A 20,057-nucleotide genomic window follows, 5' to 3' on the forward strand; every position below is an offset into this window, starting at 1 on the left:
TGATTAAATTATCCATCTTTGCTTTCCCGATAAAAATTAATAACAAGAGGCCTAATTGAAGTTGAACAAATGAATGAAAATTTAGTACTGATTTGGGAGAAATGCCTCCAGTTTATGAGGGACAATCTCAACGCTGCCGAAGACTCTTCCAACCTGAAAAAGCTCGAGAATTCTTTCGATTTACTTTTCGATAAGGTTCAGCCGGTTTCACTGGTTGATAACAACCTTACTTTGATGGTTCCGAGCGATTTCTATAAGGAATATATTGAGGACAACTACCTGTCACTTCTTTCGGCCGCGCTAAAAAAGTACATCGGGAAAGGCGTGAAATTGTGGTATCAGGTAATGGAGAACAAGCCTGCAGGAAAGGAAAAACCTATTACTGTAAATGTAAAAGGAAAGTCTACACCTGCTCCAAAACCCCAGGAAACTATGCCTCAGCATTTTTCATCGGACAAAATTGTTAATCCTTTTGTGGTGCCGGGAATTCAGAAAATCAATATAGATTCTAATCTGAAGGCTGATTTCTCCTTTGACAGTTATGTGGAAGGTGAAAGTAATAAATTTGCGTCTACAGTTGCAAAATCCATTGCCAAGAGACCGGGAGCAACTGCCTTCAACCCACTTTTCCTTCACGGAGGTTACGGGGTTGGGAAAACGCACCTTGGACATGCAATAGGACTGGAAGTAAAAAATACACTACCGGACAAAGTGGTTCTTTACCTTTCGTCTGAAAAATTTATACAGCAGTTTGTTTCTGCTGCAAAAGCTCACAAACAGACTGAGTTCGCCAATTTTTATCAGATGGTGGACGTTCTGATCATTGATGATATCCAGTTCCTTTCCGGAAAGTCAGCTACTCAGGACAGTTTCTTCCACATTTTCGATTATCTGCACCAGAACGGAAAACAGATCGTCTTGACGTCTGACCGTGCGCCGGTTGATATTATGGACATCCAGGAACGTATTGTTTCCCGATTCAAATGGGGACTTGCAGCAGAAATTAAGGCACCAGATTTCGACACCAGAAGAAAAATCATTATTGATAAACTGAGCCGTGACGGGATTGAGATTGGCGACGACATGTTGGATTTCCTGGCCAATGAGGTGAAGAGCAGCGTTCGGGACCTTATTGGAGTTATAAATTCTGTAATCGCTTACTCCACGATTTACAAATCGGATCTAACGCTGGAACTGCTGAAGGAAACCATCAGCAAGATATCATCAACCAAGAAAAAAGTGATCAATATTCCTTATATTCAGGAAGTGGTTTGCGAATATTTTGGCATCGAACGTGATCAGTTGCTGTCTAAAACAAGAAAGCGTGAGATTGCGCTGCCAAGGCAATTGGCTATGTATTTTGCTAAGGAATACACCAATGCCACATTCACCAAAATCGGTGAGGAGATGGGCGGCAAAGACCATTCAACGGTTATGTATGCCTGCGATACAATTAAAGATGTGTCCAAAATTGATAAGGAGATTAAAAAATATGTAAAGGAGCTTACGGAAAAACTGAAGCATTAAGATTCCGGTTTCCTGATTATCCTATTAACCCTTTCAACTTTTAAAGTAGCTGAAAGGGTTTTTTCAAATTTAATACAGAAAGATTATGAAGATATTGGTGGTTTGCCTCGGAAATATATGCCGCAGTCCTTTGGCAGAGGGGATTCTGGCGTCTAAGTTGCCCGCTGACTTTGTGGTGGATTCCGCCGGGACCATTTCTCTGCACGAAGGCGAAAATCCGGACAAACGGGCTATAGCAATTGGTCAAAATTATGGAATTGATATATCTGCGCAGAGATCACGCCCCATAATCAAGCAGGATTTTCAGACTTACGATCATATTTACTGTATGGACAGAACAGTACTTCATGACGTAATAGAACTCACGGAAAGCGAAGAGGAGAGAGCCAGGGTTTCCCTGTTTCTGGAAGCTGCCGGTCTGGAAATCAATGATTTTGAGGTTAAAGATCCTTATTGGAGTGAAATGGAAGGTTTTGAGGAAGCGTTTGGCATTTTGGATCAGGCCTCCGAAAGAATTAGTAAGAAACTCACCCACCAAATTTAACAGCATGCTTTTTCTAATCCCTGCCTACCTTTCTGAAAACTCCCCGGTATCCTATTTTGCCCCGGCAATAAAGGAGTACATTCTGAAGACCGACTATTTTTTTGTTGAAAATGAAAAAACCGCGCGTAAGGTCATTAAATTTTTTGCCCCGGAAAAAAAGCAGGCTGATCTGAAACTCTATCTGCTGGATAAATATTCGGAGCGCTCGGATCTGAAGGATGCTCAAGACCTGATGAAAAAAGGTCAGGACTTTGTTTTGCTGTCCGAAGCCGGACTTCCCTGTATTGCCGATCCGGGTAACCTGATGGTGAAGTGGTGTCATGAGAACAAAATCCAGGTCGTACCGGTGAACGGACCTTCGTCCATTATTCTCGCCTTGATTGCAAGTGGCTTCAACGGTCAGGAATTCACCTTTCACGGTTATCTTCCCATAGACCGGAACGAGAAAAAGACAAAAATTCAGTGGCTGCAGTCCCAGGTTGAAAAGACCGGCTACTCACAGATTTTCATGGAAACTCCCTACCGAAACAATGCTCTGTTCGAGGATCTGTGCAAGTTCCTTCCCGCAAACAGCAAACTTTGCATTGCGGCTAACATTAATGATCCGGAAGCGGAGTTTATCCGTACTTTAACCGTTAAAGAATGGCAAAAAAGCAAGCCGGAACTCCATAAAATCCCGGCTGTTTTTGTTCTTGGCAAATAGCATTTACTTTTTATAATGGTACGTTAGACCGTTCACCGAGTCGTCACCAAGCGAAAGGTCGGTAGCATTTACGCTGTTTACCATTTTATCCGGATCATTGGAAAAGTCAATGTACATTTTTTCCACATGGTCCGTAGAGGTTACTCCTTTGTAAAGTGAATAATTCCCCTCACTTTGTACCACATCATTTTCTTTAATGGTATAGGTTCCTTCCGGTGTCAGTATAAGTTCGGCAGTCTTGCCGGTACTGGTAGGACTCTCATTTACATTCGGTCCGGTGGTGGCTATCCAGTCCCATGAGCCTACATACTGTTCATTCGAAAAATCATCGTCGCGGTTGGCGCAGGATACAGTTGCTGATATAAGTACCGCTGGCAGAATGAATCGCGTAAAAAATGTTGCTAACGTTGTCATAGTGAGTAATTTTTATACTCAAATTTACTCAAATTATACAGCGCACTGCTTTGTTTGGGTGATGAATCGCCGAATTGTGACAGGAATCATGAAATGACGCCGTTCAATATCATTCCTGTTCCCGGATTTATCTGCTTCAGCCTTAATTTGTTGGTTCTTAAATAGAATTAAATTAAAGTTTAGCCTTCAGAAAAACGAGAAATTTGTAATATTACGCTCCTAATTGAAGATGTATGAATGAAACACTATCAGTGGCAGAATTTTTTGAAAAACTCATTTTAACCGCAAATAATCTTATCTGGTCCAATGCATTAATCGTCCTGTGTATAGGAACCGGTATTTACTTCAGTATCCGTACTAAATTTGTGCAGGTCCGGTTTATGAAAGACATGATTAAACAGTTGTTTACCGAAGGTTCCACCGACAAAGGTGTTTCACCATTTCAGGCTTTTACCATTGCCATCGCGGGAAGGGTAGGTACCGGAAATATTGCCGGCGTGGCTACAGCTATTGCTATGGGAGGCCCGGGTGCGGTGTTCTGGATGTGGACCATTGCATTTCTGGGAAGTTCCACCGCATTTATAGAAGCGGTATTGGGCCAGATATATAAGGTGGAGAAAAACGGCAATTACCGGGGGGGTCCGGCGTATTATATTGAAAGAGGAATCGGCAAGAAATGGTATGCAGCGCTTTTTGCAGTATGCACAATTGTGGCATGCGCACTTTTCCTTCCGGGGGTACAGTCCAACAGTATAGCACAGAGTATGAACAGTGCTTTTGGGTTCGATAAGCTGTGGGTGGGCCTGGCAGTGGTATTTTTCCTTATCCTGATTATCATAGGCGATGTTAAACGTATCGGTAAATTTTCCGAACTGGCTGTTCCTTTCATGGCAGGCGCCTATATACTGATGGCACTGGTAATCATTGGACTGAACATTGAGCAGCTGCCAGCCATGCTTAAACTGATTATTTCATCAGCTTTTGGTGCTGAAGCTACATTTGGAGGCATAGTAGGTTCTGCCATTGCCTGGGGAGTAAAAAGAGGGATTTATTCCAATGAAGCCGGACAGGGAACCGCACCTCACGCCGCTGCAGCCGCAGCAACTACGCATCCTGCAAAACAGGGAATACTTCAGGCTTTCTCCGTTTATATAGACACTTTGTTTGTGTGTACCGCCACTGCCCTGATGATTCTTTTCACCGGAATGTACAATGTCAGTGACGGCAATGGTGGATTCCTGTATCAAAATCTGCCGGGAGTGGAAGAAGGACCGCTTTTCACCCAGGCTGCGATTTCAGCACATTTTCCTGCCTTAGGCCATGGATTTGTAGCCTTCGCTTTGCTGTTTTTTGCTTTTACAACCATACTCGCGTACTACTTCATCGCGGAATCCAACCTCTATTATCTCCGGAAGAAGAAAATGCATCCTCCAGTACTGTGGACCCTGCGTATTCTCTTCCTGATTAGTGTGGTATTCGGCGCAGTTACCACAGGTGGCAATGCATGGGCATTGGGTGATATTGGTGTTGGTCTGATGGCCTGGCTTAACTTAATCGCTGTTCTTATACTGCAGAAAAAAGCCCTGATTACACTTAAGGATTATGAAGAGCAGAAGAAAGCAGGCAAAGATCCTGTGTTTGAGCCGGAAAAGCTCGGGATAAAAAACACTTCTGAATGGTAAGGCATATTTCTGTGTTATAAAATGTAAAAGGCAGGTCATCGCGACCTGCCTTTTGTGTATCCAGTATATTTCTTTACGAAACCTCTACGCCATTCTCAACTTCGTTTTCGGGAGTTACGAAGGTCAGTTTACCGTCCGGTTTAGTGGCCAGTAAAAGCATACCCTGCGATTCTATACCCCTTATTTTTCTTGGTGCCAGATTCAATAATATCATTACCTGCTTTCCTACACATTCTTCCGGCGTGAAGCTCTCTGCAACACCTGAAACAACAGTGCGCACATCAACACCTGTATCCACGGTAAATTTGAGAAGTTTATCTGCTTTCTCCACTTTTTCAGCTGTAAGGATGGTTGCAGTCCTTAAATCTATCTTTGTAAAATCATCAAACTGGATTTCGTCTTTCATCGGGTTGGCTTTTGGGTTTGTTTTTTTATTGGATTCTTTAGTCTGCTCCAGTTTCTGGATTTGGAAATCTATCGTCTCATCTTCAATTTTTGAAAACAGAAGTCCGGCTTCATTAATCTGGTGTCCGCTTTCAATCATGAGATCGCGGTTCATAAGATCTTCCCATTTCTGTTGGTCACAATTGAACATTGTCAGAAGTTTTTCTGAACTGAAAGGCATGAACGGTTCACAAAACTGAGCCAAAGCTACAGCGATTTGTGCTGCATTGAAGAGTGAGTTGGCGGCCTTTTCCGGGTTTTCTTTTATTGTTTTCCACGGTTCCTCAATCTGTAGGAACTGGTTGCCGTAACGCGCCAGATTCATAAGTGCCGTAAGTGAATTCCTGAACTCAAACTTTTCCAGATAAGTTTCAATTTCGCTGCCAGCCTTTTTAATTTCCTGTTGCTCTGTTTCTCCAAGTTTACCGTCTGGAATAATTCCGTTATAGTATTTATGGATAAGCACAGCTACTCTGTTAATGAAGTTTCCGAAGATCCCTACAAGCTCTGAATTGTTCTTGGTCTGGAAGTCTTTCCACGTAAAATTATTGTCCTTGGTTTCCGGTGCGGACGATAGAAGCGCATATCTCAGTACATCCTGCTGTCCCGGGAATTCCTGTACATATTCATGAGCCCACACCGCCCAGTTGCGCGAGGTGGAAATTTTTTCATTTTCCAGGTTCAGAAATTCAAATGCGGGAACATTGGCAGGCATGATATAATTACCGTGGGCTTTCATCATTGCCGGGAAAATAATACAGTGAAATACAATATTATCCTTACCAATGAAATGGATCAGATCCGAATTTTCATTTTGCCAGTAATCTTTCCAGTCCTTACCGTTTTTCTCTGCCCATTCCTGTGTAAAAGTGATGTAGCCTATAGGAGCATCAAACCACACATAAAGAACTTTTCCGTCTGCATCCGGCAAAGGAACAGGAACGCCCCAGTTTAGGTCACGGGTCATGGCGCGGGGCTTCAGACCGTCAGTCAGCCACGATTTCACCTGCCCGTATACATTGGGTTTCCAGTCGTCCTTATGACCTTCAATAATCCACTCATTCAGGAAATCTTCATACTCATTCAGCGGTAAATACCAGTTTTTAGTCTCCTTCAAAACAGGCACGTTTCCGCTAAGCATGGACTTTGGATTAATCAGTTCAGCCGGCGAAAGGGTGGCGCCACATTTCTCGCACTGGTCACCATAAGCGCCTTCGTTGGAACACTTGGGACAGGTACCTACGATATAACGGTCAGCCAAAAACTCACCAGCCTTTTCGTCAAAATACTGTTCGGATACCTCTTCTGTAAACTTGTTTTTATCATACAGCGTCTTAAAGAAATCCTGACTCACCTCATGATGTTTTTTGGAGGTTGTACGCGAGTATTCGTCAAAGGAAATTCCCAGGTCAGAAAAGGATTTTTTTATAACTTCATGATACTGGTCCACAATATCCTGAGGCGTTACACCTTCCTTTTTAGCACGGATGGTAATTGGGATTCCGTGTTCATCAGATCCGCAGATAAATGCAACATCTTTTCCCAACCTTCGCTGGAATCTCGCGTATACATCTGCAGGAATATAAACTCCGGCCAGGTGTCCGATATGTACGGGGCCATTTGCGTACGGCAGCGCGGCCGTGATCATCTTTCTGTCTGACATTTCTAAATAGCTGTTTGAAGGTGCAAAGATAGGCTTCTGCTGTGGATACGCAGTTAATCATAGCGCGAAAAATGTACTTGCGGGTGAAAAAAAAACAAAGAAATATTATATTTTTAGCGAAATTTATTGGGCTGATTTTGGTCAGTGACAATATCTGATACATTCATAAACCCGGAAGTGATTTTAGTTTTATTCTTATGAATTTCCGGCCAGTATCATACTTTGAGATTATTTCCAGGAGTGCATTCAGATTTGAACTGCTCGGCAAAAAGAAACTTCCTTACTTTTAGAGTTGAATTTATAAATAACTAAACACATCAATACCATGAAAAAAACAAAACTGTTTCTGTTTCTCATCCTGTTAACAGGTCTTTCGATTTTTGTAAACGGTCAGAGCAAAGGGTTCTATGAAAATGTACAGAAGAAAAATGTGAACAAAGTGCTGGATGACCTTAATACCTTTGCCGCTAACGCAGATTTCAATAATTATTTTGATCTTTTCGCTGAAGAATCCACCTTCATTGGCACAGACGCCACAGAAGTCTGGGATAAAAAACAGTTTATGGATTATTCCAAACCTCATTTTGACAAAGGGAAAGCCTGGAATTTTACGTCACTGGAAAGGAATATCAGCTTTAGCAAAGACGGAATGTATGCCTGGTTTGATGAGATCCTGGATACACAGATGAAGATTTGCCGAGGCTCCGGCGTGCTGGAAAAGGTAGGAGGTAAGTGGAAAATCAAGCAGTATGTGCTTTCCATGACGGTGCCCAATGAGGTATCCGACCAGGTTATCAAAATTAAAGCTCCATTAGAGGACGGCTATATCCAAAAACTACAGAAATAAAGATGCAATACTGGCACATTTTTCAGAAACAGACAATTAATTCGTAATTATCTTAGGTCAATGTGTTGATGAGTTGCAGGCGGTATCTTTGTATCATAAAATCAAAATAGTATGAAAACAGTATATCACAAAGCAGATAGCAGAGGTTTTGCAGATCATGGCTGGCTTAAATCCTATCACAGTTTCAGCTTCGCCAATTATTACAATCCTGAGAGGATGAGTTTCGGTGCATTGAGAGTTTTGAATGATGACCAGGTATCCTCGGGAATGGGCTTCGGAGCGCACCCGCACAGCAATATGGAGATTATTTCGATTCCACTGGAAGGAGATTTGGAACACAAAGACTCCATGGGAACCACTGCCGTTATCCGTAAAGGCGAAATCCAGGTAATGAGCGCCGGTACCGGAGTCCAGCACAGTGAGTACAACCGGAACCAGGATGAACTTGTGAAATTTCTCCAGATTTGGGTCATTCCCAATAAAATGAATGTTGAACCTCGTTACGACCAGATCAGAATTAGCGAAAATTCTGAAGTAAATGCGTTTCAGCAGATTCTTTCGCCAAATCCGAATGATGATGGTGTCTGGATTTACCAGGATGCCTGGTTCAATCTCGCTAATTTTAATGAAGGTTACAGTCAGGAATACCGTCTGAATAATGAAGGAAACGGAGTTTATGTTTTTGTGTTGAAAGGTTCTGCAAAAATCGGTGATCAGGTTCTGGGAACCCGCGATGGATTTGGAATTTGGGAAACCGACGGATTTTTGTTGGAAGCGGTTGCTGACAGCGAAATTCTATTAATGGAAGTACCGATGGTCATCTAATGTTGCTTATATTTATCTGAATTATTTAACCTTAACCTTAACCTCAACCTAATTTCAACCTTAATATGAAAATACTGGCCTTTGCCGGAAGTAATTCCGATGTCTCCATCAACAAAAAACTTGTCACTTATGTAACCACCTTCTTCACCGGTGATGATGTTGAAATCCTTGACCTGAACGATTTTGAAATGCCCATTTACAAACATGAAAGGGAACTGGAGAGCGGAATTCCGCAATTAGCAAAAGACTTTGCAGCTAAAATTGACGGGTCCGAACTCATCATTATGTCACTGGCGGAACATAATTCAGCTTATTCCGCGGCTTTCAAAAACATATTTGATTGGATCTCCAGGATTAGGGACCGTAAGCACTTTGGCGATAAACCGATTTTCTTAATGGGTACAGCCCCCGGGAACGGTGGCGGCAAAAATGTAATTGAAGTTTTCATGAAACGCGCGCCATTCAGTGGTGCCAACGTTATCGAGACTTTCTCCTTACCAAATTTCAGGGACAGATTCGAAGAAGGAAAAGGAATTACGGATGAGCAAAAACTCGATGAACTGAAATCAAGAGTTCAGGCGGTAAAGCAGTTTTTCAGCAATTAAATTAATGCAAAAACGAAGAAAGCGGGAAATTCCCGCTTTCTTCGTTTTAATCACAGATTATCTTATTTTTTAATCATTGCCAGGGCTTTTGCTCCGAAATGAAACACCGGAAGTGCAACGATTCCGCCGATAAGACCCGCCAGCGATTCACGGAGCAGGGAATTTACGTTTGGAAGAAAATGATGGTGGATCCAATCGATATTGTGGACAAAGATCCCGCCGGCCACCAAAATTAAGGCAACTGTACCAATTACTGCAAGTCCTTTAATCACCCAGGGCAGCGCACTTACCAGAAAAGATCCTACCGTTACCAAAAGGCCTTTCTCTTTTCCCGACCTTTTTATGAGTTTATATCCGGCATCGTCCATACGAACGATCAAAGCTACAATTCCGTATACACCTACCGTGGCTATGATGGCAACAATAGATACCGAAACAATTTCAACAAGTAAGGGGTTGAATTCGGATTTCAGAGCTTCATACCCTGCTTTTGCAGACGCCAGCGCAATAATTACAATTTCCAGCGAAAGTATAAAGTCCGTAGTAACTGCCGACTTTATCTTGGACTTCTCCAGTTCGTCGCCATTCACGTCCTCGGCCTGTTCTTTTTCTTTAATAACTTCGTGGCCTTTTTTACTTCTGTGAAAAAGAAATTCAATAATTTTTTCAACCCCTTCATAAGCCAGGTAAAAACCTCCAAAAACAAGGATAATTGTTATGGCCGGCGCATACAGCCACTGAAGCAGGAATACCGCAGGAACAATAATGAGTTTATTAACAAAGGATCCTTTCATGATCTCCATCAGAACTGGAATTTCCCGCGACTCCAGGAAGCCGGTTGCTTTTTCAGCATTTACAGCCAGGTCATCTCCCAAAATTCCGGCGGTCTTTTGGGTAGCCACTTTGGCCGTTACCGCTACATCGTCCATCAACGCTGCAATATCATCTAAAATCGCAAAAAATCCTGAAGCCATAGTCTGTTTATTTGGCAGCAAAAATAGATAAATGAATTAAAACGGAGCGTAATTTTTTTTGAATCCATTTTTTAAATCCGCTAAAAAATCTTACTTTCGCAGAACAAAATTTTTTAACATTGAAGCTGCAGAGATTACATTCCCTACTTGAAAAATTCCAGGATTTGGGATGCGCAATCTCCTCCAAAAAATAATAGTGAGCCGACGTCTGTATGATTGTCGGCTTTTTTATTTGGCTTTAGTATAATTGAATGAACATGAGCAACACTTATAAATCCGCCGGTGTAGACAAGGAAGAGGGCTACAAAACCGTTGACAAGATAAAATCAGCCGTGGCAGAAACCCACAATGAAAATGTACTGAATAACCTGGGAAGTTTTGGCGCCTTTTACCAGATCGCCGGCTACAAAAACCCGGTACTTGTAAGCGGAACAGATGGGGTGGGAACCAAACTGAAAGTAGCGTTGGACTCTAAGAGATATGACTCAATTGGTGTAGACTGTTTTGCGATGTGTGCCAATGATATCCTTTGTCATGGAGCCAAACCTCTTTTCTTCCTGGATTATCTGGCTTGCGGGAAACTCGACTCCGAAATAGCTGCCGAAATCGTAATGGGCATGGTAAAAGCCTGTAAAGACAATGAATGTGCACTTATTGGCGGCGAAACTGCTGAGATGCCTGGTATGTATAAACCCGGGGATTACGATGTTGCCGGTTTCTGTGTTGGTATTGTGGAAAAGGACCAAATCATTGACGGGTCCAAAATCAAGGCGGGACATAAAATAATCGCATTACCGAGTTCCGGTTTCCACAGTAACGGATTCTCACTTGTTAGAAAAATTTTTCCTGACTTCAACGAAGAGTTTGAAGGCAAACCCCTCTACGAAACTCTTTTAGTACCTACCAGGCTGTATTTCCAACCGGTACATAAGCTATTGGAAGAAGTTAAGGTGGACGGTATCGCACACATCACCGGTGGAGGAATCATTGAAAATATACCAAGGATCATCCCACAAGGCTTATGTGCACAAATCAATACCTCGGCTATACGTATTCCATCTGTAATGCTTGAACTTGAGAAACGCGGAAATATAGACCGCAACGAAATGTACGGCACCTTCAATATGGGTGTGGGCATGGTGATTGTTATAGATGCAAACCACGCCGAAAAGGTACTGAACCTGCTTGATGATGCCTATGAAATCGGGCAGATCACTGAAGGTGAAGAAAAAATAGTCCTCAATTAGGAAGTCCTTGACCATTTATAAAGTTTCAGTTCCCGTATGAAAAATATCGTTGTACTGGTATCCGGCAGCGGCACCAACCTTCAGCGCATTATAGACTGCACCGAAAGCGGTGAGATACCGGATGCCAAAATCGCTTTAGTGGTCGCAGACCGCGAATGCTTTGGCCTGCAGCGCGCCGAAAAGCATGGAATTCCCAGTCATCTGATAAGAAAAGGTAAAGAGTTTTCATCTAAGCTTACACAGTTGGTACCGGCAGATACAGATCTTGTAGTTCTGGCTGGTTTCCTGTCCATCCTGAACACAGATTTTTGCGAAAAATTCAGCGGAAAGATTATAAATATACATCCTGCGCTGTTGCCAAAGTTTGGGGGCAAAGGAATGTGGGGTAACCACGTGCACGAAGCAGTATTAAATGCCGGTGAAACGGAAAGCGGTGCCACGGTCCATTTAGTAACCGCCGGGATTGACGAAGGTGATATTATACTTCAGAAATCATTTGCCGTTTCCGAAGACGAAACACCGGAAAGCCTTGCAGAAAAAGTACACTCGATTGAATATGAGATTTTCCCGAAGGCAATAAATAAAGTGCTGGGGCGGTGAGTTCCGTAGGAACGAACGATATATTAGCATTGGAATTTATTCTAATTTAAAGCAAAGTGATATTTATGCCCTTGGGATTCATTCCAATGAAATTGGATAATGAAATAATGTCTTTGCCTTTATTATGATACAGTTAAGAAATGGATCTCCTGGAGTTTATTTTTGAAAGCAGATTTCGCACGTACGTTTTAATACCAGTTCCATAGGAACGGACAATATATTAACGTTGGAATTTACTCCAATGAAAAGCAAAATGAAGTATTAGCATCGGAATTTATTCCAATGATTTCTGGAACCCAAAGGGAGTGTTGGAAAGAATATAAAAATATAACTCAATTCCTTAGGAATCTGTTATAAAGAACGTCCGGTCGTAAGACCTGGACGGTTAAATATAAAGTAAAAAGTAAGAAAGATGTCAAAGAAGAGAGCGCTGATCTCCGTTTCGGATAAGTCCGGACTTATAGATTTTGCAAGATTTTTAGAAGAACAGAATTATGAACTGGTTTCAACCGGCGGCACATTCAAACACCTGAAGGAGGCCGGACTCAGTCCGGTTCAGATTGATGAAGTAACGGAATTTCCTGAAATGCTGGACGGCCGTGTAAAGACACTTCATCCTAAAGTTCACGGTGGACTGCTTGCGGTTCGCAGCAGTGAGGAACATATGTCTACTGTACAGCAGCACGGCATAGGACTTATTGATATGGTGATCGTAAACCTGTATCCTTTCTTCGAGAATGCAAACGCAGATATCTCTCTGAACGAAAAAGTGGAATTCATCGATATCGGTGGTCCGTCAATGCTGCGTTCCGGAGCCAAGAATTTCAATTCAGTTACAGTAATTACAGATGTGCAAGATTATGCGCTGGTACAGCAGGAGATCGCTGAAAATGGAAACACCACATCTGAAACCAGAAAGAACCTGGCCGGTAAGGTCTTCAATCTGACCGCAGCTTACGATGCGGCGATCTCCAGAATGCTGCTGGACGAGGAATATCCACAATACCTCAACGCCTCCTACAAAAAGGTATCTGACCTTCGTTATGGCGAGAATCCGCACCAGTCCGCGGCCTTTTACGCATCAACTACGGAAAACGGTGCAATGAAGGATTTCGAAATTCTGGGCGGAAAGGAACTTTCATTCAACAACCTCCGCGATATGGATCTATGCTGGAAAGTCGTTAATGAATTTAAGGACGAAATGGCCTGCTGCGCGGTGAAGCATTCAACACCTTGCGGAGTAGCGGTTGGGACATCTGCACTGGAAACGTACACAAAAACATTTGAATGTGACCCGGTTTCCATATTTGGAGGGATCATTGGCATGAATTTTAAAGTGGATGCTGCTACCGCAGAGGAACTCAACAAAACCTTCCTGGAGATTGTAATGGCACCGGATTTTGATGAAGATGCACTCGAAATTCTGAAGAAGAAGAAAAACCTCAGGATCATTAAAATTAAAAATGCCGTATCCGACGCGCAGACCTGGGTAAAGGTAGACGGCGGAATTCTGGTACAGGGTTCAGACAGCGAATTTTCAGATAAAATTGAGACGGTGACATCTGCAAAACCTTCTGCGGAACAGGAAAAAGCACTGTTGTTTGCACAACGTGTGGTAAAATATGTAAAATCTAACGCTATCGTTGTATCGAACGGTGTTCAGGCACTTGGCATCGGTGGCGGACAGGTTAACCGTATCTGGGCTACAGAACATGCTGTGCAGCGTGCTAAAGAGAAATTTCAGGGTGACCTAGTGTTGGCCTCGGACGCATTTTTCCCTTTCCGCGACGTGGTAGATTACTGTGCTGCTGAAGGTATAAAAGCTATTATTCAGCCTGGCGGAAGTATGCGCGATGAAGACAGCATTACTGCAGCGAACGAGCATGGCATCCCGATGATGTTCACCGGAATGCGCCACTTCTTTCACTAAATATCCGCAGGAAGCGGTTAATCTTTTTAACCGCTCAATTTGAATTACTCAACCAAAAGAGTAATTTTGTAACATCTAAAAAATAAACTTTAATATGAGAGTACTTATCATAGGAAACGGTGGTCGTGAGGCTGCAATAGGCCGCAAAATTGCCGAAGACCGCAGGGTCTCACAGATTTTTTTTGCCAAGGGAAACGCCACTACCGGTGAGATTGGAAAGAACATTTCTTTAACCGATAATCAGGAACTTGTTAATTTCGCCACAAAGGAGGCTATTGACCTTACAATTGTAGGTCCGGAGGCTTTTTTGGTGAGTGGTATAGTTGATGAATTTACAAAGGCCGGTCTTAATATTTTCGGACCCTCCAAGAAGGTGGCAAAACTTGAAGGCAGCAAGGCTTACTCTAAGAAATTCATGCAGGATTATGGCGTGAAAACGGCAGACGCCCAGATTTTCAATTCCTATGTAGAAGCCAAAGCATTTTTAGAAACTGCCAAATATCCTCTTATTATAAAAGCTTCAGGTCTTGCCCAGGGTAAAGGGGTTGTTCTTGCTGAGGGTAAGGATGAAGGTATGAAAACCATCCACGATTTCATGATCGACAAGATTTATGGCGATGCCGGTATTAAAATCGTTATTGAGGAATATCTTCGTGGGTTTGAAGCTTCAATAATCTGCTTCTCCAATGGTAAGGATTTGTTTCCATGTGTTCCTGCAAAGGATTATAAACGTGTAGGTGCCGGTAACCGCGGACCAAACACAGGTGGGATGGGTAGCGTGGCGCCAACTCCTGAGTTTACTGCAGAACATGATATGGATTTCCGCAAGAATATCCTGGAGCCTACAATCGCAGGTCTTAAAGATAATTACCTGATGTTTAAGGGTTTTATCTTCTTCGGACTTATGGTTACTGAAAAAGGCTGTCATTTGCTTGAATATAATATGCGTTCCGGAGATCCTGAAACTCAGGTAATCCTTCCATTGCTGGAAAACAACCTGTTGGACACCATTAACGACTGTATCGAAGGAAAAGATATTGAGCTGAAGTTTAAAGATGAGAAAGCTGTTTGCCTTGTAATGGCATCCGGTGGATATCCCGGAAAGTACGAAACAGGTTACGAAATTACTCATCTGGACAGAGCTACGGAAAGTACAGTTCTTTTAGCCGGCGCAAGCAGCAAAGCAGGCGGCGTTTACACGGCCGGAGGCAGGGTAATCAATCTTGTGGCTACAGGAAAGGATTTTGAAGAGGCCAGAAAAAAGGTATATAATGACGCGAAAACCATCCAGTTCGACTACGCTTTCTATCGGGACGACATCGCGAAATTCTAATAAATAAAACGTGAGTTTTCACGTTTTTTTGTTTAATAACAACAGCAAACTATTTAATACACTATGAAGAACGGTATCGTTATTCTGGACTTCGGTTCCCAATACAATCAACTTATAGCCCGCCGTATACGCGAAATGGAAGTGTATTCGGAGGTAATTCCTTATAACACTCCACTGGACGAGATTCTTGCAAAAGAACCTGCAGGTATCGTACTTTCCGGTGGCCCAAGCTCTGTAAATGCGGAGAATGCACATCTTGTGGACAAAGCTCTTTTCGAACAGAATATTCCTGTGCTTGGCATTTGCTACGGAATGCAGCTCACTACACACCTTCTGGGTGGTCAGGTTAAGAAGGGTGTAAAAGGTGAATATGGAAAAGCCAAACTTCAAATTGACAAAAGCAATGAATTTTTAGCAGGTGTAAGCAGGTTCTCCACAGTCTGGATGAGCCATTTTGATGAAGTTCAGACAGTACCGGCTGGATTTACGATTAACGCGACTACCGATGTAATATCAGCAATATCAAACGAAGAAAAGAAAATTTACTGCGTGCAGTTTCATCCCGAGGTTTCCCATACTGAGGAAGGTCCACGCATGATTGAAAATTTTGTGCTCAAAATCTGTCAGGCTCCGCGTAACTGGAAACTGACCAATTATATTGAAAAAACAGTTGCCGAAATCAAGGAAAAAGTTGGAAACGAAAAAGTAATCCTTGGTCTTTCAGGCGGTGTAGATTCTTCTGTGGCGGCGGTCCTCGTTCATAAAGCCATTGGCGACCAGCTTACGTGTATTTTTGTTGATACCGGACTGCTTAGAAAAGACGAAGGCCGTAAGGTGATGGAAAATTACGGTGAGCATTTCCATATGAAGATTGATATGGTTGATGCTTCCGAGCGTTTTTTGAGTAAGCTGAAAGGTGTTTCAGATCCTGAAGCTAAACGTAAAGTGATTGGTAATGAATTTGTGGCCGTTTTCGACGAAGAATCCCATAAATTTGAAGGTGCCAAATTCCTGGCTCAGGGTACTATTTATCCTGATGTAATTGAGAGTCAGTCTGTTAAGGGACCATCTGCTGTTATTAAGTCGCACCATAATGTAGGCGGATTGCCGGAGGAAATGAAAATGGAACTTTTGGAGCCATTGCGCGAACTTTTTAAAGATGAAGTCCGCAAAGTAGGCGAGGAGCTTGGTATTCCGCACCATCTGGTGATGAGACATCCTTTTCCGGGTCCCGGTTTAGGAATAAGAATCCTTGGCGAAGTTGATGAGGAGAAAGTGAAGATCCTTCAAGAAGCAGATGATATATTCATCGAAGAACTCTACAAAAACAATCTGTACGAGCAGGTATCACAGGCTTTTGTAGTCCTGTTGCCGGTGAAGTCTGTGGGAGTAATGGGTGATGAACGTACTTACGAATATACAGCGGTAGTTCGTTCTGCCAATACTATTGACTTCATGACGGCTACCTTCAGTAAATTTCCCTGGGAGTTTTTGGAAACAGTATCCAACCGTATTATAAACGAGGTGCGCGGAATCAACCGTGTGGCATACGACATTTCCAGTAAACCACCTGCAACAATTGAGTGGGAGTAATAAGCAAGATTTTTTAAATGATAGAGCCTCGAAATTTCACTTCGGGGCTTCTGTATTTTCAGCGCAGATTATTTCCCGCCTACACCATTCATCTTCAGTCTTTTCTCAGTATAAGACTTATTAACCCTAAGCGTATCCGTGGAGCGGTACGTATACTTCATATTTCTGTTAAAGTTATACCGAATGTAAAACGGAACTTTTTCATACGTATTTCCTAAAAGCACCGCGGAACTGTCACCTTCCCAATAAGCGTCTTCAATAGTGAATGACGGTCCGAAGAACGAGATTTGCCGCACTGTTTTGCTGGGCAAATGTACAAGCGTAACCTGCTGGTCTGCTTCAAATCCGGGATTCCCGTTTTCATCAGCAATCCAGTGGTAACTGTCGAAGTCAATATATTTCGATCTGTCATGGCTGTATACCAGAAAAGGCTCATAAATCCGGTTAAAATCTTCCTCAAAATTACCCTTCACTGACGAAGCACCGTAATTGATACTTGCACTGTCGGACAGTATAAAACTGTTCATTGAAAATCCTGGATTTTCCACCTGATAGAATTGCAGCCATGTTTTCAGGTTTATAGGCAGTTTTTCTTTGGTCTCTGCAGAAGGTTCTGAAGCCACAGTCACTTCAGGCTTACGCTGCACATCCTTTTTCTCTCCACACCCAGTGGAAACAAGTAATGCAAACAGGAAAAGGTAACTGATTTTCATAATTATTCCACTTTCAGAAATTCATTGATGGCTTTTTCTGCACATTGTCTGCCGTATTCAATTTGCTGCTTTACTTTGAAGAAATCATGCATGCTGCAGGATTCCCGGGAAAGCTGGATTAAAATATCAGGCGGAAAGGCTGTAAGCGAGTTTCGGGCGTTGGTTTCTATAAGTAAACTCAGTGAGTGTGACAGAACATTCAGGTTAGAGCCCAAATCCATTACTGCATTTTTCGCACCTTCAAACTCAACAAATGCATTTACATCTACAACAATAAGTAAGTCACGCTTCTTTCTTTTGGCATATTCAACCGGAATATTATTCAGAACACCACCGTCTACATACACATCTCCGTCAATTTCTACAGGCGAGAATATGGTAGGTATCGCCACGGATGCCCGAATGGCATCGTAAATATCGCCCCTATTTATGCACACAGACTTTTTAGCATATAACTGTGTGGCTATCGCAGAAAAACCTATTTCAAGATCCTCAATATTCGCGGTGGGAAAAAGTGCTTTCATTTTCCGGAAAACCCGGTTTCCTTTTAGAAGACCACGGCGCCGGATGGACAAATCAATAAGATCCAAAGCCTGCAGCTTGCCCATATTGGTAACCCACTTCTTAAAATCTTCCATTTTACCCATCGCGTACAGTCCGCCAACAAGTGCACCCATGGAAGTGCCGGTAATACTGTGAATATGGAAACCTTTTTCTACAAGAACTTCAATAACGCCTATATGGCCGAATCCGCGCGCACCACCGCCAGAAAGTACAAGCGAAACATCCCGGTAGGATTTCTTTCTTTTTTCTGAATTAAAAAAGGAGAACAATTCTGTCAATTCTTTTGTTTTTAAAAATACAAAAAATAATACTGTGAAGTCACAGACTGCCTTCCCATCCACCTAAAAATTAATTTCAGTAGCTTTGCACCACATTCCACGCACTTTCTGTGCGCTTTTTAATTTAGAATACCCATGAAAACCACTTTTGCAGATTTAGATCTGTCCGGCAAATTACTTGACGCTCTGGCAGACCTTAATCTATTTGAACCTACACCCATTCAGGAAAAAAGCTTTAAAGCCATACTTTCCGGCCGCGATATTATGGGAATTGCCCAAACCGGTACCGGTAAAACTCTGGCCTATCTGCTGCCGGTTCTGCAAATGTGGAAATACAATAAAACGGGTAACCCAACTGTTCTCATCCTCGTTCCTACACGTGAACTTGTGGTGCAGGTTACCGGAGTTCTGGAATCTTTAGCTGTGAATACTACCGCCAGGATTATCGGTATTTATGGTGGTAAGAATATTAATACTCAGAAACTTCTCTTTAATGACGGCTGCGACATCCTTGTGGGAACTCCAGGCCGTGTGATGGATCTTTCCATAGACAATGCTATTTCCCTGAAGGAAGTACAGAAACTGGTCATTGATGAGTTTGATGAGATGCTGAGTCTTGGATTCCGTCCGCAGCTTACTCACATTTTCGAGATGATGAAAGCCAAACGTCAGAATGTTCTTTTCTCGGCGACAATGACGGAGGCAGTTGATGCGATGCTTGACGAATATTTCGCAAATCCTGTTGAGATTTCTTTGGCAAAATCAGGAACTCCGCTGGAAAAAATCGAACAGACCTCATACCGCGTTCGTAATTTCAATACCAAGGTTAATATCCTTCAGTATTTGCTGGAAAAAGATGCGGACCTGTCCAAAGTTTTGGTTTTCACCAATAATAAAAAACACGCAGATCTTTTATTCACTAAAATCGATGAACTTTTTCCTGAGTCGTTTGATGTTATTCACTCCAACAAATCACAGAACTACAGGCTGAAAGCCATGAAACGCTTTCAGGACGGCGAGATTCGAGGTCTTATTACCACCGATGTAATGGCCAGAGGTCTGGATATCTCAGATATTACACATGTAATCAATTTTGAAATCCCGGAAGTCCCCGAACAGTATATTCACCGTATCGGACGTACCGGCCGTGCCGATAAGGATGGTAAATCCATTTCCTTCTTCACCGAAAAAGAAGAACCTCTAGTACTGGATATTGAGATCCTGATGGATAAAGCCCTGGAAGTACTTCCTTTCCCTGAAGCGGTTAAAATCAATCCAACAAAAATTGCATCTGAGCAGGACGAAGTGGTTATGAAGAATGCCCACACTGTAAAGATTGTTGAAGGTGGAGGCGCTTTTCACGAAAAAAAGGAAAAAAACAGGAAAGAAAACTGGGGCGGACCACACAAAAGGAACCCGCCTAATACCAAGCCCGGTGTAAACCGTGGCCAGGCCAAAGCCAAAAGCAAGGCCCGACGCAAAAAGTAAGTTTCGGTCTTTCAACTCTACTTTTTTTAGTTAATCCATTTTTGGGTATTATAATTTCTCCTGCTTCCCGGGAGGCATTTCGC

Annotated in this window: 18 protein-coding genes; 13 read left to right on the forward strand and 5 right to left on the reverse strand. The window is 42.6% G+C overall.

The features are described from left to right. Nucleotides 1-69: 69 nt before the first annotated feature. From dnaA to H1R16_RS00015, 3 genes are all read left to right on the forward strand, one after another. Nucleotides 70-1,527 (forward strand): chromosomal replication initiator protein DnaA, encoded by a 1,458-nt coding sequence (gene dnaA / locus H1R16_RS00005; protein ID WP_181886278.1) that lies wholly within the window; start codon nt 70-72, stop codon nt 1,525-1,527. Between the two features lie 85 nt (nt 1,528-1,612). Next, a complete protein-coding gene (locus H1R16_RS00010; protein WP_181886277.1) occupies nt 1,613-2,071 on the forward strand; it encodes a low molecular weight protein-tyrosine-phosphatase in 459 nt (152 codons plus the stop codon). Nucleotides 2,072-2,075: 4 nt separating this feature from the next. Continuing rightward, nucleotides 2,076-2,774 carry an SAM-dependent methyltransferase gene (locus H1R16_RS00015; protein WP_182035767.1) on the forward strand — a complete coding sequence of 233 codons (699 nt, stop codon included), beginning with the start codon at nt 2,076-2,078 and terminating at the stop codon, nt 2,772-2,774. A 3-nt stretch (nt 2,775-2,777) separates the two neighbouring features. On the opposite strand, the gene H1R16_RS00020 is transcribed toward H1R16_RS00015, so the two are convergent. Further along, a complete protein-coding gene (locus tag H1R16_RS00020; RefSeq protein WP_181886275.1) occupies nt 2,778-3,188 on the reverse strand; it encodes a hypothetical protein in 411 nt (136 codons plus the stop codon). Nucleotides 3,189-3,421: 233 nt separating this feature from the next. On the opposite strand from H1R16_RS00020, the gene H1R16_RS00025 reads away from it, so the two are divergent. Then, on the forward strand, nt 3,422-4,870 hold the full coding sequence (locus tag H1R16_RS00025; protein ID WP_181886274.1) for an alanine/glycine:cation symporter family protein: 1,449 nt from the start codon (nt 3,422-3,424) through the stop codon (nt 4,868-4,870). A 73-nt stretch (nt 4,871-4,943) separates the two neighbouring features. On the opposite strand, the gene metG is transcribed toward H1R16_RS00025, so the two are convergent. After that, on the reverse strand, nt 4,944-6,977 hold the full coding sequence (metG, locus tag H1R16_RS00030; protein WP_181886273.1) for a methionine--tRNA ligase: 2,034 nt from the start codon (nt 6,975-6,977) through the stop codon (nt 4,944-4,946). Between the two features lie 325 nt (nt 6,978-7,302). Here metG and H1R16_RS00035 point away from each other — a divergent pair, with 325 nt between their 5' ends. From H1R16_RS00035 to H1R16_RS00045, 3 genes are all read left to right on the forward strand, one after another. Next, the gene (locus tag H1R16_RS00035; RefSeq protein ID WP_181886272.1) at nt 7,303-7,824 is read left to right on the forward strand and encodes a nuclear transport factor 2 family protein; all 522 of its coding nucleotides are present in this window, start codon (nt 7,303-7,305) and stop codon (nt 7,822-7,824) included. 111 nt (nt 7,825-7,935) lie between these two features. Then, a complete protein-coding gene (locus H1R16_RS00040) occupies nt 7,936-8,649 on the forward strand; it encodes a pirin family protein (protein ID WP_181886271.1) in 714 nt (237 codons plus the stop codon). A 65-nt stretch (nt 8,650-8,714) separates the two neighbouring features. Then, on the forward strand, nt 8,715-9,254 hold the full coding sequence (locus tag H1R16_RS00045) for an NADPH-dependent FMN reductase (RefSeq protein ID WP_181886270.1): 540 nt from the start codon (nt 8,715-8,717) through the stop codon (nt 9,252-9,254). 62 nt (nt 9,255-9,316) lie between these two features. On the opposite strand, the gene H1R16_RS00050 is transcribed toward H1R16_RS00045, so the two are convergent. After that, the gene (locus tag H1R16_RS00050) at nt 9,317-10,228 is read right to left on the reverse strand and encodes a DUF808 family protein (RefSeq protein ID WP_181886269.1); all 912 of its coding nucleotides are present in this window, start codon (nt 10,226-10,228) and stop codon (nt 9,317-9,319) included. 257 nt (nt 10,229-10,485) lie between these two features. Between H1R16_RS00050 and purM the strand changes: the two genes are divergently transcribed. The 5 genes from purM (at nt 10,486) to guaA (ending at nt 16,931) form a co-directional block, all read left to right on the forward strand. Continuing rightward, a complete protein-coding gene (gene purM, locus H1R16_RS00055) occupies nt 10,486-11,475 on the forward strand; it encodes a phosphoribosylformylglycinamidine cyclo-ligase (protein ID WP_181886268.1) in 990 nt (329 codons plus the stop codon). 36 nt (nt 11,476-11,511) lie between these two features. Then, complete coding sequence (gene purN, locus H1R16_RS00060) at nt 11,512-12,075, forward strand: phosphoribosylglycinamide formyltransferase (RefSeq protein ID WP_181886267.1); 564 nt, start codon at nt 11,512-11,514, stop codon at nt 12,073-12,075. 412 nt (nt 12,076-12,487) lie between these two features. Beyond that, on the forward strand, nt 12,488-14,005 hold the full coding sequence (gene purH, locus H1R16_RS00065; protein WP_181886266.1) for a bifunctional phosphoribosylaminoimidazolecarboxamide formyltransferase/IMP cyclohydrolase: 1,518 nt from the start codon (nt 12,488-12,490) through the stop codon (nt 14,003-14,005). A 94-nt stretch (nt 14,006-14,099) separates the two neighbouring features. After that, nucleotides 14,100-15,338 (forward strand): phosphoribosylamine--glycine ligase, encoded by a 1,239-nt coding sequence (purD, locus tag H1R16_RS00070; RefSeq protein ID WP_181886265.1) that lies wholly within the window; start codon nt 14,100-14,102, stop codon nt 15,336-15,338. A gap of 63 nt (nt 15,339-15,401) precedes the next feature. Further along, nucleotides 15,402-16,931: a glutamine-hydrolyzing GMP synthase gene (gene guaA, locus H1R16_RS00075; protein ID WP_181886264.1), complete on the forward strand. Its 1,530-nt coding sequence runs from the start codon at nt 15,402-15,404 to the stop codon at nt 16,929-16,931. Nucleotides 16,932-16,999: 68 nt separating this feature from the next. On the opposite strand, the gene H1R16_RS00080 is transcribed toward guaA, so the two are convergent. Both H1R16_RS00080 and H1R16_RS00085 read right to left on the reverse strand, forming a co-directional pair. Continuing rightward, on the reverse strand, nt 17,000-17,644 hold the full coding sequence (locus tag H1R16_RS00080) for a hypothetical protein (protein WP_181886263.1): 645 nt from the start codon (nt 17,642-17,644) through the stop codon (nt 17,000-17,002). A 2-nt stretch (nt 17,645-17,646) separates the two neighbouring features. After that, nucleotides 17,647-18,486, reverse strand: a complete 840-nt coding sequence (locus tag H1R16_RS00085) for a patatin-like phospholipase family protein (RefSeq protein WP_181886262.1) — start codon at nt 18,484-18,486, stop codon at nt 17,647-17,649. A gap of 135 nt (nt 18,487-18,621) precedes the next feature. Here H1R16_RS00085 and H1R16_RS00090 point away from each other — a divergent pair, with 135 nt between their 5' ends. Then, a complete protein-coding gene (locus tag H1R16_RS00090; RefSeq protein WP_181886261.1) occupies nt 18,622-19,974 on the forward strand; it encodes a DEAD/DEAH box helicase in 1,353 nt (450 codons plus the stop codon). Nucleotides 19,975-20,057 lie beyond the last annotated feature (83 nt).

The organism is Marnyiella aurantia (assembly GCF_014041915.1).
Lineage (GTDB): Bacteria > Bacteroidota > Bacteroidia > Flavobacteriales > Weeksellaceae > Marnyiella > Marnyiella aurantia.

Bases quoted from the DNA above. Each gene is read 5' to 3' on its own strand.
- H1R16_RS00050 (WP_181886269.1), bottom strand. From the start codon at position 10,228: ATGGCTTCAGGATTTTTTGCGATTTTAGATGATATTGCAGCGTTGATG.
- H1R16_RS00040 (WP_181886271.1), top strand. From the start codon at position 7,936: ATGAAAACAGTATATCACAAAGCAGATAGCAGAGGTTTTGCAGATCAT.
- purD (WP_181886265.1), top strand. From the start codon at position 14,100: ATGAGAGTACTTATCATAGGAAACGGTGGTCGTGAGGCTGCAATAGGC.
- H1R16_RS00025 (WP_181886274.1), top strand. From the start codon at position 3,422: ATGAATGAAACACTATCAGTGGCAGAATTTTTTGAAAAACTCATTTTA.
- guaA (WP_181886264.1), top strand. From the start codon at position 15,402: ATGAAGAACGGTATCGTTATTCTGGACTTCGGTTCCCAATACAATCAA.
- dnaA (WP_181886278.1), top strand. From the start codon at position 70: ATGAATGAAAATTTAGTACTGATTTGGGAGAAATGCCTCCAGTTTATG.
- H1R16_RS00035 (WP_181886272.1), top strand. From the start codon at position 7,303: ATGAAAAAAACAAAACTGTTTCTGTTTCTCATCCTGTTAACAGGTCTT.
- H1R16_RS00090 (WP_181886261.1), top strand. From the start codon at position 18,622: ATGAAAACCACTTTTGCAGATTTAGATCTGTCCGGCAAATTACTTGAC.
- metG (WP_181886273.1), bottom strand. From the start codon at position 6,977: ATGTCAGACAGAAAGATGATCACGGCCGCGCTGCCGTACGCAAATGGC.
- H1R16_RS00020 (WP_181886275.1), bottom strand. From the start codon at position 3,188: ATGACAACGTTAGCAACATTTTTTACGCGATTCATTCTGCCAGCGGTA.
- H1R16_RS00080 (WP_181886263.1), bottom strand. From the start codon at position 17,644: ATGAAAATCAGTTACCTTTTCCTGTTTGCATTACTTGTTTCCACTGGG.
- H1R16_RS00010 (WP_181886277.1), top strand. From the start codon at position 1,613: ATGAAGATATTGGTGGTTTGCCTCGGAAATATATGCCGCAGTCCTTTG.
- H1R16_RS00045 (WP_181886270.1), top strand. From the start codon at position 8,715: ATGAAAATACTGGCCTTTGCCGGAAGTAATTCCGATGTCTCCATCAAC.
- purM (WP_181886268.1), top strand. From the start codon at position 10,486: ATGAGCAACACTTATAAATCCGCCGGTGTAGACAAGGAAGAGGGCTAC.
- purH (WP_181886266.1), top strand. From the start codon at position 12,488: ATGTCAAAGAAGAGAGCGCTGATCTCCGTTTCGGATAAGTCCGGACTT.
- purN (WP_181886267.1), top strand. From the start codon at position 11,512: ATGAAAAATATCGTTGTACTGGTATCCGGCAGCGGCACCAACCTTCAG.
- H1R16_RS00015 (WP_182035767.1), top strand. From the start codon at position 2,076: ATGCTTTTTCTAATCCCTGCCTACCTTTCTGAAAACTCCCCGGTATCC.